16 protein-coding genes are annotated in these 13,417 nt (G+C 39.7%); 11 read left to right on the top strand and 5 right to left on the bottom strand.

All coding sequences use genetic code 11. The features are described 5' to 3' along the window. The first annotated feature begins 12 nt into the window (after positions 1–12). The 3 genes from yunB (at position 13) to ACFQ4X_RS12465 (ending at position 2,746) form a co-directional block, all read left to right on the top strand. The gene (gene yunB / locus ACFQ4X_RS12475; RefSeq protein WP_379835549.1) at positions 13–861 is read left to right on the top strand and encodes a sporulation protein YunB; all 849 of its coding nucleotides are present in this window, start codon (positions 13–15) and stop codon (positions 859–861) included. 276 nt (positions 862–1,137) lie between these two features. Further along, positions 1,138–2,640 (top strand): sodium-dependent transporter, encoded by a 1,503-nt coding sequence (locus ACFQ4X_RS12470; RefSeq protein ID WP_379835547.1) that lies wholly within the window; start codon positions 1,138–1,140, stop codon positions 2,638–2,640. 1 nt (position 2,641) lies between these two features. Then, positions 2,642–2,746, top strand: a complete 105-nt coding sequence (locus ACFQ4X_RS12465; protein WP_130294114.1) for a methionine/alanine import family NSS transporter small subunit — start codon at positions 2,642–2,644, stop codon at positions 2,744–2,746. Positions 2,747–2,885: 139 nt separating this feature from the next. Here the strand turns inward: ACFQ4X_RS12465 and ACFQ4X_RS12460 are convergent, their stop codons facing one another. After that, complete coding sequence (locus ACFQ4X_RS12460; protein WP_379835545.1) at positions 2,886–3,887, bottom strand: M23 family metallopeptidase; 1,002 nt, start codon at positions 3,885–3,887, stop codon at positions 2,886–2,888. 190 nt (positions 3,888–4,077) lie between these two features. Here ACFQ4X_RS12460 and lipA point away from each other — a divergent pair, with 190 nt between their 5' ends. Then, complete coding sequence (lipA, locus tag ACFQ4X_RS12455) at positions 4,078–4,962, top strand: lipoyl synthase (RefSeq protein WP_077359568.1); 885 nt, start codon at positions 4,078–4,080, stop codon at positions 4,960–4,962. Between the two features lie 37 nt (positions 4,963–4,999). Here lipA and ACFQ4X_RS12450 read toward each other — a convergent pair whose 3' ends face one another. Then, on the bottom strand, positions 5,000–5,611 hold the full coding sequence (locus tag ACFQ4X_RS12450) for a YhcN/YlaJ family sporulation lipoprotein (protein WP_379835543.1): 612 nt from the start codon (positions 5,609–5,611) through the stop codon (positions 5,000–5,002). A gap of 122 nt (positions 5,612–5,733) precedes the next feature. On the opposite strand from ACFQ4X_RS12450, the gene ACFQ4X_RS12445 reads away from it, so the two are divergent. After that, a complete protein-coding gene (locus ACFQ4X_RS12445; RefSeq protein WP_379835541.1) occupies positions 5,734–6,009 on the top strand; it encodes a YutD family protein in 276 nt (91 codons plus the stop codon). Positions 6,010–6,268: 259 nt separating this feature from the next. Here ACFQ4X_RS12445 and ACFQ4X_RS12440 read toward each other — a convergent pair whose 3' ends face one another. Next, entirely contained in the window at positions 6,269–6,565 is a 297-nt protein-coding gene (locus tag ACFQ4X_RS12440) for a hypothetical protein (protein ID WP_172827368.1), read from the bottom strand. Between the two features lie 501 nt (positions 6,566–7,066). Next, a complete protein-coding gene (locus ACFQ4X_RS12435) occupies positions 7,067–7,336 on the bottom strand; it encodes a DUF3055 domain-containing protein (protein ID WP_066292236.1) in 270 nt (89 codons plus the stop codon). Positions 7,337–7,444: 108 nt separating this feature from the next. Between ACFQ4X_RS12435 and ACFQ4X_RS12430 the strand changes: the two genes are divergently transcribed. From ACFQ4X_RS12430 to ACFQ4X_RS12420, 3 genes are all read left to right on the top strand, one after another. Further along, on the top strand, positions 7,445–7,885 hold the full coding sequence (locus ACFQ4X_RS12430) for a DUF86 domain-containing protein (RefSeq protein WP_379835539.1): 441 nt from the start codon (positions 7,445–7,447) through the stop codon (positions 7,883–7,885). 84 nt (positions 7,886–7,969) lie between these two features. Continuing rightward, positions 7,970–8,626: a helix-turn-helix transcriptional regulator gene (locus ACFQ4X_RS12425; protein WP_379835537.1), complete on the top strand. Its 657-nt coding sequence runs from the start codon at positions 7,970–7,972 to the stop codon at positions 8,624–8,626. Between the two features lie 65 nt (positions 8,627–8,691). After that, positions 8,692–9,459, top strand: coding sequence for a TIGR01457 family HAD-type hydrolase (locus ACFQ4X_RS12420; RefSeq protein WP_379835535.1), 768 nt, complete (start codon positions 8,692–8,694; stop codon positions 9,457–9,459). 308 nt (positions 9,460–9,767) lie between these two features. Here ACFQ4X_RS12420 and ACFQ4X_RS12415 read toward each other — a convergent pair whose 3' ends face one another. After that, the gene (locus ACFQ4X_RS12415) at positions 9,768–10,265 is read right to left on the bottom strand and encodes a phosphatidylglycerophosphatase A family protein (protein WP_171978779.1); all 498 of its coding nucleotides are present in this window, start codon (positions 10,263–10,265) and stop codon (positions 9,768–9,770) included. 182 nt (positions 10,266–10,447) lie between these two features. Here ACFQ4X_RS12415 and yutH point away from each other — a divergent pair, with 182 nt between their 5' ends. The 3 genes from yutH to ACFQ4X_RS12400 all read left to right on the top strand — a co-directional run bounded on the left by yutH (position 10,448) and on the right by ACFQ4X_RS12400 (position 13,308). Then, a complete protein-coding gene (yutH, locus tag ACFQ4X_RS12410; RefSeq protein ID WP_379835533.1) occupies positions 10,448–11,470 on the top strand; it encodes a spore coat putative kinase YutH in 1,023 nt (340 codons plus the stop codon). A gap of 81 nt (positions 11,471–11,551) precedes the next feature. Beyond that, positions 11,552–12,517: a 2-hydroxyacid dehydrogenase gene (locus tag ACFQ4X_RS12405; RefSeq protein WP_379835531.1), complete on the top strand. Its 966-nt coding sequence runs from the start codon at positions 11,552–11,554 to the stop codon at positions 12,515–12,517. A gap of 11 nt (positions 12,518–12,528) precedes the next feature. After that, the gene (locus tag ACFQ4X_RS12400; RefSeq protein WP_379835529.1) at positions 12,529–13,308 is read left to right on the top strand and encodes an SDR family oxidoreductase; all 780 of its coding nucleotides are present in this window, start codon (positions 12,529–12,531) and stop codon (positions 13,306–13,308) included. Positions 13,309–13,417 lie beyond the last annotated feature (109 nt).

The following is a 13,417-nucleotide window of genomic DNA, read 5'->3' as shown; positions in this document are numbered from 1 at the left end:
GGGGGTTACCTTTTGTTTAAACGAAAAAAAATGAGACTGCGAAAAGGGCCGCTTCCGTTTCGATATGTCGTTTTAATTTCTTTTACGCTGTTCATCTTTATTACCCTTCAAGGTTTGTGGCTGGTGGATCGTGGAATAGAACCAACACTTATGGATGTTGCACATAGAAAAACAGAAGAAATAGCATCCCTAGCTATAAACGAAGCTATCATTAATAAATTGTTTGATTCCATTGATATGCAAGATATCTTAATTTCTAAAGAAGATAAAGATGGCAACATTGTTTATGCAGGAGTAAACCAAAAAATTGTTAACAACGTTCAAAACCAATCGGCAATCGTTGTCCAAGAGTTTTTAAAAGAAATCGAAAAAGGACGCATTCCAGAGAGCATTGCAGCTTCAGAAGGGCTTAATTTAAAAACCAGTCATTCCAATGAGCCGGGAGTAATTATGGAAATACCATTAGGCCAAGCAACAGAAAACTCTTTGCTCGCAAATTTAGGGCCGAAAATTCCGATTAAGTTTACGATCGTTGGAGATGTAAACACAGATATCGAAGAAAAAATTGAAACAGTGGGAATCAATAATACGTGGATTTCCATAAATATCATTGTCACAGTTAAAGCTAAGGTTGTAATTCCGTTTTCTACTGAAACGGCTACAGTTACGAGACCGATTCAGATCATGGGGCAGTTTATCCCTGGAGAAGTACCGATTTACTATAATCAATCAGGAGATCCCATTCAGCCGGCACTCCCGATCGACCCCGATATAAAAGACAAGGAGGATGCTAAAAAGAAGAAGGAAGATAATGCAGAGGCAGTAGAGGAAAGTGAAGTTGCAGATGAATCAGCTGAATAAGAAGATTTCCTTAATCGCTGTTTCAATAGTCCTAATAAAAAATGGTCCGGTAAAGATAGTGTTAAAGAAAATACAATAAGAGCTTAATTTGGAAGTGTCCGGTTTTAAACCGGGCACTTCTTCTTATATTTATACGACTTTTTTCGCTATATTACGACAAAATTACTAAAAACATTTTGACAGCTTTCATCAAAATGTAATATACTGAACGCAGAATAGTCAGAAAACAGTAACAATTGTAAAATTTTTGACTTTATCAAAAGGGGGAAAACAACTATGGAAGATCGGCAACAATGGGGAAGCCGCTATGGGTTTATTTTAGCAGCGGTTGGTTCCGCTATCGGCTTAGGTAACATCTGGAGATTTCCAGCTGTTGCTTACGAAAATGGTGGAGGCGCATTTTTTATCCCTTACCTTATCGCACTATTAACGGCAGGTATTCCCTTATTGATTCTTGAATTTACACTTGGGCATAAATACCGTGGATCTGCTCCGCTATCTTATTTCCGCCTTCACAAAAATGCGGAATGGCTTGGATGGTGGCAAGTATTTGTCGCATTTGTCATCTCAACTTATTATGCAGTAATCATTGCATGGGCACTTAAGTACTCAATTTACTCTTTAAATCTTACATGGGGAGACAAGCCTTCTGATTTCTTTTACGGTGAAGTGCTCCAATTAAGTGCTAAGCCAGGTGAAGTTGGCGGTCTTGTTCCAGGAGTAGTTATTGCACTTTTAATCGTGTGGGTCGTAACGTTATTAGTTTTATACAAAGGTGTTTCAAAAGGTATTGAGAGATTTAATAAAATCTTTCTCCCTGCTTTAGTTATTATGTTCTTATTTATTGTAATTCGTGCAGTAACTCTTGAGGGTGCAGGACAAGGATTAAATACGTTTTTCTCACCTGACTGGAGTATGATCAACAACGGTAAGGTATGGGTAGCGGCTTACGGTCAGATTTTCTTCTCATTATCTATTGCTTTTGCAATCATGGTTACGTATTCAAGCTATCTGCCAAAGAAATCCGATATTAATAACAATGCTTTTATTACTGGATTTGCAAACTCAGGGTTTGAACTTCTTGCTGGTATCGGAGTTTTCGCGGCACTAGGATTCATGGCAATGCAGCAAGGAATGTCAGTTGATGAAGTTGTAAAAGGCGGGATCGGCCTAGCGTTTGAAGTTTTCCCAGCTATCATTAATGAGTTCCCTGGTTTTAACGGATTCTTTGGAACAATGTTCTTCTTAACCCTTGTATTTGCTGGTATGACATCGCTAATCTCAATCGTTGAAACGTATGTTGCAGCACTACAAGATAAATTCGGAATTTCCAGAACAAAAGCAGTTCTTATGGGTGGAGGAGTTGCTTCTGTAATCTCATTACTTTTCGCAACAAAAGGCGGATTGTACATGCTAGATATTACAGACTATTTCATTAACAATTTCGGTATTACATTAGCAGGTCTTGTGGAAGTTGTACTTATAGCTTGGTTCTTCAAACAGCTGAAGGGACTTCAAGATCATGCAAATGTTATTTCGGATTTAAGAACAGGATTATGGTGGAAAATATGTCTTGGTGTTGTTACACCGATTCTTCTTGGCTACATGATGTTTGATAACATTAAACAAAACATTGCTGAAAATTATGGAGGATATCCGACTGGATTAGTCGTTACTTATGGTTTAGCAGTTGCTGTTGGTGTTATCGTACTTGGATTCTTACTAAGCTTAGTGAAAAGGAAAACAAATGCTGTACAAGAGAAAAGGGAGGTCAGCTGATATGACAGGCAGTGCAATTGCAATGATGGTTATCGGCATGGTGATCCTTTGGGGTGGCTTGCTGGCTAGTATAGCAAATGTGGTACGAGTTTCTAGAAAAAAATAAGAAAGAAAGCTGATTTCTCGTTTGAGGAATCAGCTTTTTTACATGTAAAGATCATAAATCAGAGCGCAGCTCGAGATTTATGATCGCCATACGGAATACCCGTTCATCTGAACAAAAAAGAAGTTGCTCCAGCTTCTTTTTATCTTCTCCTGCTATCGATTCTTTCCTGGCGTTCCCACGCTTTTAAGTATGGATAAGGATCAAATGCCCACTCTGTAATCCCGTTATCCCGGTACATACCAAAATGAAGATGCGGCGGAAACTTTCCGGACGTTCCAGGAGGTCCGTAACCCGTACTGCCGACATAGCCAAGCACTGTACCCGGTTCTACGATCGAGCCTTTTTCAATGCTTTTATTAAAACTCCCTAAATGAGCGTAATAATGATACACGTTATTGATATCACGAACCCCGATTCTCCATCCGCCATAGCGGTTCCATCCTTTAACTTCTACAACGCCATACGAGACAGCTTTTACTGGAACACCATAATCAGCAAAAATATCAGTTCCTTCATGGATACGAAGCCCGCCAAATCCACGGCGGTCACCCCATGTGCTTCGATAGCTGTAGTTGGATCTTAACGGTACAATAAAGCTATGTTTATCTAAAGAAACAGTACCATATGTCTCATAAATCTTTGCGTTTTCCATAATGATATCAACGGCTTTGTCTCTTTGATAATAACTCCAAAGCCCGATTCTGAAATTTTCAATATCGTGACCATGTTTTTGAATGATATCAGCGAATGTATACAGAATATCTTCATCGTTATTTCGATCAGCAATTCCATCATTGTTGCCATCTTTTCCGATTCCGCCAAACATAGCAATTCGCTCAGGGTTTGTATCATCCATTATTGGATTGATTGGTCCTGACCATTGAATAGGAGAGAAGTATATGCCGACTAGTCCTTTTCTTGCGGGAAGGTCTCGTCTCGCTTTTCGGACGCTTCTTTCATACTGATCGACACCGGCAAAATAATGCCATGGAATAAGTGTTACAGACTCCATTTTTTTATAAAGGCTCAGCCTGTCAACATCTTCTTTAGTAAATCGCTCGGCGGCCTCGCTGCTTCTTTCCGGAAGAAAGGTCATTAGAAGGGCTGCCAGAGTGAGGAACAGGACTGTGAATTTCCTCATACGTCCCAAACCACTCCTTTCTTTCATTTACCATTAGTTTGTTGAACTTACAAAAAAACATGAAGGAAAAATGCTGGAAAAAACTCATGTTTGGAGTTTTGGCTGTCGTATGGTAGAGTATTGATGGGAATAATGTTTAAATTTAAATAAAAATGTGACTTTCAGACCAAGAAAATTTGGGGTGATGATGATGGCAAAGAAAGAAGAATATGTCCGTAAACCGGAATGGTTGAAAATAAAGCTAAACACGAACGAAAATTATAAAGAACTTAAGAAAATGATGCGAGAGAAGAAGCTACATACCGTTTGTGAAGAAGCGAAATGTCCTAACATTCATGAATGCTGGGCTGTCCGTAAAACAGCAACATTTATGATCTTAGGAGATATCTGTACCCGAGCGTGCCGTTTTTGTGCTGTAAAAACTGGTTTGCCTACTGAATTGGATCTTCAGGAACCAGAACGCGTTGCTGAATCTGTAGAACAAATGGGACTTAAGCACGTAGTTATAACTGCTGTTGCCCGTGACGATTTAAAAGACGGCGGAGCACATGTCTTTGCAGAAACTGTACGTGCAGTACGCGCACGTAATCCGTTCTGTTCAATCGAAGTTCTTCCATCTGATATGCTTGGTGACATTGACGCACTGAAAACATTGATGGATGCAAAACCGGATATTATGAACCACAACATTGAAACAGTAAGACGACTATCTCCAAGAGTTCGTGCACGTGCTACCTATGATCGAACGATGGAATTCTTGCGTCGTGCAAAAGAAATGAATGCAAACATTCCAACTAAATCAAGCCTTATGATCGGACTTGGTGAAACATGGGAAGAGATCATCGAAACAATGGATGATCTGCGTGCAAACAATGTAGATATCATGACAATTGGTCAATATTTGCAGCCAACAAAAAAACATTTAAAAGTACAAAAGTATTATACACCTGAAGAGTTTAAAGAACTTCGCGATATTGCTTTCAGCAAAGGATTTAAACATTGTGAATCCGGTCCGCTAGTACGTTCCTCTTATCATGCGGATGAGCAAGTAAATGCCGCAGCCCAAAATATTTAATACAAAAAGACCAGAAGCAAAAATCTGCTTCTGGTTTTTATTTTCCTTCCATTTCACCGCGCATTGGATTTGTTTCACCATTCATTTCACCGTTTTCATTTTCTCCATAGTTCCATTTTTTACCCTGTGGAGATTTCTTCATTTCTTGAATCAGGCGGTCGATGATTCCTTCAATGTCCTCTGTATCATTATTTAAAGCTTGATATTTTTCAATTTTATTAATCATACCTTTTTCATCAGTCACATATACGTGATAATATCTCGGAACAACAGAGAACGCGGTCATTTTAACTTGGTCAGCTGCAGCATTTCTGTCTTTGTTCGTTGTCTTATATCCGATTAATACTTCTTCATCCGTCACAAGAGTCCCTACATCTTTAATATCTGGAAGCTGAAGGACCATGTCTGAGATCATATCTGCAAGCTTTTGACGGTTTAAGTAAGGTACAGCATTCCCTGTTTTAACTTTGTCCCCGGACATATGGCGCATATATCCAAAATCCCCGTAATTCTTGTTGTTGCCAATCCGATTCTCATCTTTAACATTAGTTCTTGAAAATTTATATTCCTGACCCATTTTCTTTTGATCGTCACCGCCGCACCCAGAGAGAACGATGGCTAAACATAAAAACATTCCTAATTTTTTCACAGGTGTTTTCACCTCCTTATTCTTTAGAATGACCTGAAAACGGAATACTTTACAAAGAAATTGTTGGCTGTTAATGGGCGAAACATGGTAAAATAAGTATCAGGAAATGAGGTGAAGCATTTTTGATTACAGTTGGTAATTATTCCTATAAAGTGATTGAAGATGTACGGGAAGCCTTTAATGAGGAACAATTTAAAGCGCGCTATAGTGAAATTTTACATAAATACGATTATATTGTTGGTGACCTAGGTTACGAACAACTTCGTTTGCGTGGTTTTTTTGAAGATAATCACGAAAAGGCTACATTCGATACGAAAATCAGTACATTGCCGGAATACATTTATGAATATTGCAATTTCGGATGTCCGTATTTTGTGTTAAAAAAAGTAAACCCCTGAGTTATCAGGGGTTTTTCTTATGAGATAAAAAAAGAATTAAAGGTGTTGGCGTGAAACGAAGAGCATTCTGCGCAGAACGGTGGATATTCTGCGTGAAACTCAAGGGAACTTGCGTTGAACCCTCCCGATTTGGCGTGAACGTGTAACAAAATAAAAGAACACGTACCGTGAATCGAACACAGAAACCAGAAAACCGTAAACCTTAAAGCCTCTGGCTATTTAAAGAAGGAAGATGGATGAAGATCCATCTTCCTTTTTCTTATGAGCCGCGAGAATCATCGTAAGGCTGTTCAGAATGGTATTCTGGGTCATCATGGGTTGGATGCGCACCAGGATCATGTCTTTCAAGTCCTTCATGCAAGGTTTTATTTTCGTAGTTAAAGGCACTATAGTATCGCTGCTCTTCTCTCCACGGAGTTGATTTACCTAAAGCCCTCTTTATCGGGGAACCATATGGGCCTTCAGGCAGATCTTCAGGAAGCACATAGTTGCGACCGGTCTCTACATTCGAAAAGTCAGTGTACTGCTTTGTCTCTTTTTCGAACAAAAAAACCATCCTCTCGGGGCCAGTTTAGGATAACATTCATATCCTTAACTAAAGTTTATCCCATAGAAGATGATTTTTGCTTGGTACATTTTGAATGTAACCTCATTTGTGAAGTGTTTGATTTCCGTTCCAGGATGCTCGCTTTCCGCGTGGCGTGCGGTGAGCCTCCTTGGCGCTCTGCACCATTAGGAGTCTCACCTGTCACGCTGAACACGCAGGAGTCTCGCACCTTGCACTCCAATCAACAAGGATGCTTTTTACAACACCTAAAAGCAACAACCTTTAAGAAAAGAGCGTATCTAAAGATCTTGCTACTGGGATATCTAGGAAAACTCTTCCTTGGAAAATTAATTGAAGAGGAAGGGCGAGACTCCTACAGGATGAGTGGAACAGATGAGCCCAATCAATGTCGCTAAGCGAAGATTGGGCTCATCGCACACCCTGAAGAAAGCGAGCCCTGCAACGGAAATTAATCTCATTCAAGAGCAACAAAGATTCCCCAAAAAGCCTTTAAATAACCTCCGCCAAAAATTCTCGCAGCTCCATAGCATCCTCTTCCGTTAAGTTAAAAGCATGCTCTAAATAGCCTTCTTCTTCTAAATCATCCTGTCCAATAATGGCAAAGTGACTGCCAAGCATATTCAGCACAAGTGATTTTCCGTAATGACGGCTTGTTTTCGTGATAGCTAAATCGAATCGTGTATTTTTCCCCATAAAGCTTACAAAGCGGGTTTCCGTTTTCTCTGTATCGTCATACAAGAAAAATGTTTCATCTGACATATATGAAGCCTCCTCAAATTTCTTAGCGATAATTTTCATTTTTAGGATAAATGAATTCTCTTCTTTTATGTTACACTTTACTTGAGAAACTTACAAAAGGTGATGACTATGTATTTTGTTGACCGCAAGAAAATCAACGAGCATTTAGTGTATATGAATGAATTAATATCAACATTTGAAACAATGTCTTTTCCAGAAAACCGTGTTGAAGTTCTTGCTGTAGAACGAATTGGCCATATGCTTATTGAATCTATGATGGACGTTGGAAATATGATCATCGACGGTTTTATCATGCGTGATCCAGGCAGCTTTGAAGACATCCTGGATATTCTTATTGATGAAAAAGTATTGCCAAGTAATGAAGCTGCATCTTTAAAAAGTGTAGTAAATATGCGTAAATCACTCGTGCAGGATTATCCGCAATCAGATGTTGAACAAACATACAATACGATAAAAAAATATATGCCGGAACTGTCATCTTTTCCAGCTCATGTTAAGCGTTATTTAGAAGAAGAATTAGGCCCAGTATCTGCATTTTTACCGGAATAAATGAAACAAAATAGTTTTTAAACATTTTTATTTAAAAATGTACGTTTTCTTATGTTTACGGTAAAATGGTAAAAAAGGATGGTGATGACTGTGAAGAATCACACCTCAACACGTGATGAGATCATCTATCTTTTAAAAAGAAATAAACAGATGACCGTTACGGAAATGGCTAAATCCCTTGGGATTACAGAAATGGCTGTTAGACGCCACCTCAATACATTGGAGAGGGACCATGTTATTGAAACAACGCTTGTGCGTCAAGCCATGGGAAGACCTATCCATTTTTATCATTTGACTGCAAGCGGTGATGAACAATTCCCACGAAACTATTCCGGATTGACCGTTGAGTTTTTAAAAGATATTGAAGAGCTGAGTGGAACGGAAACGGTTGATGGCTTATTTAAAAGACGAGAAAACCGGCTGCAAGATAAATATAAAGATCGTATGAACAGCCTGACTCAATTTGAGCAAAAAGTGAATGAACTGGCTAACATTCAAAATGAAGCAGGTTATATGGTTGATTGGCAAAAGGGTGAGGATCCCGGTACTTACGTGCTGACTGAGTATAATTGTCCGATCGCAATGGTAGCCAATGAATATCAGCAAGCATGTTCATGTGAATTGTCTTTATTTAAAAGAATGCTTCATACAGATGATATTGAACGGAAGACATGTATGGCAAAAGGTGGCGATTATTGCTGTTATGTCATTAAAGAAAAAAGAGCTGCATCTGAAGGATAACCTGCTTCAGGTGTGTTTTTTTTGGCAATGGGCAGAATGATAAATGTACATAAAGGAGAGAAATTATGAAAGCATATAAAGGATTTTTGATTGATTTAGATGGTACGATGTACAGAGGAACGGAAAGAATTCATGAAGCAGTTGAATTTGTTAAAAAACTGAACGAGCTTGATCTGCCATATTTATTTGTTACGAATAACTCTTCAAAAACAAAGAAGCAAGTAGCAGAAGTATTGAAAGGGTTTGATATACCGGCTACCTCTGATCATGTTTTCACAACGAGCATGGCAACAGCTAGCTACATATCTAATCTAAAAGAAGGTGCGACGGTTTACTGTATCGGTGAGGTCGGCATTAGGGAAGCTCTTACGGAAAAGGGCTTAAAGCTGGTGGATGAAAATCCAGATTATGTTGTGATTGGCATTGACCGTTCTATTACTTATGAGAAATTGGCTAAAGCTTGTCTTGCGGTTAGAAACGGAGCTGTATTCATTTCAACAAATGGAGATATTGCTCTTCCTACAGAAAGAGGGCTTCTGCCTGGAAATGGCTCGCTGACTTCTGTTATCACGGTTTCAACGCAGACTGAGCCTATTTTTATCGGAAAACCAGAGCCGATTATTATGGAGATGGCACTTGAAACATTAGGAACTAAAAAAGAAGAAACGCTGATGATCGGTGATAACTACCAAACCGATATTTTAGCAGGTATTCGAACAGGTCTGGACACTCTTCTAGTTCATACAGGGGTAACAACAAAAAAACACCTTGAAGACATCGATATCCATCCTACCTACACAGTTGACGGCTTGGACGAATGGGAGATTAAATAAACAGGCTGTACCGAAATATTTTTGTGAAGTAACCAGTTGATTGGAGCGTAAGGTGCGAGACTCCTCGAAAATAAAAATCAATTTTCTTCGTGCGATGTAACGCTGCCGAAGCCTTCCTTGTCCTGCGGGATCACAGCGGGACAGGTGAGACCCCGGCAGGCTTGATTAGCCTAGGGGGCTCACCGCACGCCCCGCGGAAAGCGAGCATCCTGAAGAGGAAATCAACTACTCCCATGTGATCTTAAATAGCAACAACAAAAAAAGGCTTAAGGGCAAAAGAGTTTCTCTCTTGTTCTTAAGCCTTTTTATTATTCTGTGTTTGCAGCCCTGTGTGCCAGACGGCTAGATGCTGCTGCAGCGATTGCACCTACAATATCATCTAAAAACGTGTGAACTTTGCCAGTAGATTTATCATTTAATTTTTCTAAAATGCCAGGTTTTTGTTTGTCGATGAACCCGTAGTTCGTAAATCCAATCGAACCATATATATTTACTATAGAAAGTGCAATAATCTCATCAATACCGTAAAGACTCTCATCTCTAGCCAATATTTCCTGAAGCGGCTGTTCTAACTTCTTTTCTTCAGCTAGAACATCAAGTCCGATGCCCGTTAATATAGCATTTTGAACTTCACGCTTTGCAATGACTCTTTCAACATTTTCTCTGCATACATCCATTTTTAAATCAGGATGGTAGGGGACTTGGAGAAAATAAACGAGTTCAGCTATATCGTTTACCGTAACGCCCCGTTCGTTCAGCAGTTTGCGTGCTGTTTCTTCGACATTTTCCACTTTTTTATTTTGCATCCCTGTACTCCTTTTCTCAGTAGTCTCCTTAGCTTTGTATAGTATATGTTTTCATGATAAAGTTATGAATTTATCAAAAAAAGCTAACCACTTCGCCTATATGGGCATACAATGGTGTATCCATATATGCGGATGTTAATGATCTTGCAGCCGTGGAAAGCTGATAGGTGGGGGGATCGCCTTTGTTTGAAAGAGATATTTTTCATCATTATCAACTTGTTTGCGAAGACAGACGATCGGAATCCGGGTACCGGACATTTACCTGCAAGGGAGACCAGTATATTGTTATTCCTCAGCAGCAGATGACATATGAGAAATTGCAGGAAATGATATTCATCAGTGATTTATTGCAGCAGCGGGGAGAAAGCAATTTGCCCGTACTCCATCCAACGATTACAAACATGCCCAGTGCATATGTAGATGGAGAATCCGTAATCATCTTCAAAAAGTCTCATAAGAAAGAAGAACAGCGAAATGTTTCATTAGGAATGGAGCTGGCAGAATTTCATAAACGGGGTAAAGGACTCGAACAATATTACCCGGTTCAGCAGGTTGCCTATGGGCAATGGCCGCTCTTGTGGATGAATCGTGTTGATGAAATGCACAACACATATGCCGAAGTGTCAGCGAGAAAACAGAAAAATGATTTTGATCATCTATTTTTAACGACTTTTCCTTATTATGAGGGACTTGCAGAGAATGCCATTCAGTACATCACAGACTATCAATTAGAGAGAGGGCCAAAGGGAATCGGTTCTGCGGCAATCTGTTATGACCGATTTAGCGAACGCTCCTGGCTGAGATCTTCAAGCGGTTTTATTAAATTGCCTGTCGGCTGGGTTATTGATAGCCCGATGAGAGATGTGGCAGAATGCATACGTGAAAAAATTTATCAGCCTCAGTTCAGAAGTGACGAAGTATTAAATTTAATTGATGACTACGAAAAGGTAAAACCTCTGTCAAAAGGTGCTTGGAGATTGTTGTATGGAAGACTCTTATTCCCTTCACAATATTTTGATACAGTTGAAGGCCATTATAAAAATGAGAGAGATATAGGAAAAGAACTATATGTACGCCGCTTTACTGACTTAATCTCGTATGAAAGACAAAATGAGTATTTTCTTAAAAGTTTTTTCAGATCGATCGGTTTGCCTGTGCGTGAATTAAATATTCCGATGGTTGACTGGCTCGTTCCAATGATTTGACGAAAAAGGGCTCTCCTTAAGAGCTCTTTTTTGTTTTTTCTGTACGCACATGCGAAAATAAAAAATAAGGAGTGAAAGCGGATGCAAAAACCATATGTATATGTCACAAGAAAGCTGCCGGAAGAAACACTTACTGTATTAAAAGAAAAAGCGGAAGTCGGCATGTGGCCGCATGAGGAGAAAGCCGTTCCTCGTGAAGTTCTTTTAAAGGAAGCGCAAAAAGCTGAAGGGTTATTAACTATGCTGTCAGACAAAATTGATGGTGAACTTTTGGATAATGCCCCTTCATTGAAAGTTGTAGCTAACCTCGCAGTAGGCTATGACAATATTGATATAAACAAAGCAAAAGAGAATAACGTAACGGTATGCAATACACCTGATGTTCTGACCGACTCAACAGCTGATTTAGCCTTTTCATTAATCTTGGCGACAGCCAGACGTATTGTTGAATCAGCCAACTACGTGAAAGAGGGAAAATGGAACAGCTGGGGTCCCTTATTGCTGGCAGGAGCTGATGTTCATCATAAGACAATCGGAATCGTAGGTATGGGGCGAATTGGTGAAGCGGTAGCCAGACGTGCAAAGGGATTCGATATGAACATCTTATATCACAACCGAAACCGCAAACCTGACACGGAGAGAAACTTAAATGCTGAATATAAGGATTTTTATGATCTGCTGAAGGAGTCTGACTTTGTTATTTGTCTCGCTCCGCTTACCGCTGAGACGAAAGGCATGTTTAACAGGGAAGCATTTCAGGCGATGAAAAAAAGTGCTATTTTTATTAACGCTGGACGAGGAGCATCAGTTGATGAAGAAGCACTGGTGGATGCTCTTCAAAACGGCATAATAGCTGGAGCTGGTTTAGATGTTTTTGAAAAAGAACCGATCCCAGCGCATCATCCGCTTCTAACGATGAATCAAGTGGTGGCTTTGCCTCACATTGGTAGTGCAAGTGTGGAAACGAGAATGAAGATGGCAGAGCTGGCTGGCCGTAACATCGCATTTGTAATAGATGGCAAATCGGCTGAAACCCCTGTCAGCTAAGGAGGAAACAAATGACAATTCGTCCTCTCGAAGGAAAAACAGCAGTAGTAACTGGAGCAAGCCGATTGAATGGTATCGGTGCTGCAATCTGTTTACAGCTTGCTGAAAAAGGTGCAAATATTTTTTTTACAACATGGGGTACATATGACAAACAGATGCATGAAGGCGATTATCAAAGTGATCCAGATATTCTGGTCAAAAAGCTTCAAAATTTTGGAGTTCAAGCTGCATACAAAGAGATTGATCTAGCAGAATCAAACCGAATTCCTGATCTCTTTAATCTGATCGAACAAAAACTTGGCTCGCCAAGTATTCTTGTTAATAATTCATGTTTTTCACAAAACCATACTTGGGAAGAAACAACAAGCGAGATGCTGGACAAGCATTATGCCATAAATCTTCGCGCGACTGCTCTTTTAAGTGTGGAATTCGCAAAACGTTTTCAAGAAACAAAGGGAAGCATCATTCATCTGACTTCCGGCCAGTCAAAAGGTCCGATGACAGGTGAACTGGCGTATGCCGCTACAAAAGGAGCAATTGAAGCTTTAACGGTAACGATGGCTGCGGAATTGGGTCCTAAAGGGATTACAGTCAATGCTGTTAATCCTGGACCGACCGATACCGGATGGATGACAGAGGACCTTAAAGAAGTATTATTGCCGAAGTTTCCTCTAGGAAGAATCGGCAAACCAGAAGATGCAGCAAGGCTTATCGCGTTTTTAGCTTCACCAGAAGCCGAGTGGATTACCGGACAAATCATCCATTCTGAAGGCGGATTTTTAAGACAATAAAAATATTTTAAGTAAAGCTGCTTAAGTTAGGTTTAAGATAACCTAATTTAAGCAGCTTTTTTACTGTCGGAAAGTGTACCTTTTGGGCACGATGATAGGGACGTAGCAG

Source organism: Fictibacillus halophilus (genome assembly GCF_042680145.1).
Taxonomy (GTDB): Bacteria; Bacillota; Bacilli; order Bacillales; family Fictibacillaceae; genus Fictibacillus; species Fictibacillus halophilus_A.
The sequence above is the reverse complement of the archived record's forward strand: the minus strand, read 5'-3'. Positions and strand labels throughout refer to the sequence as shown.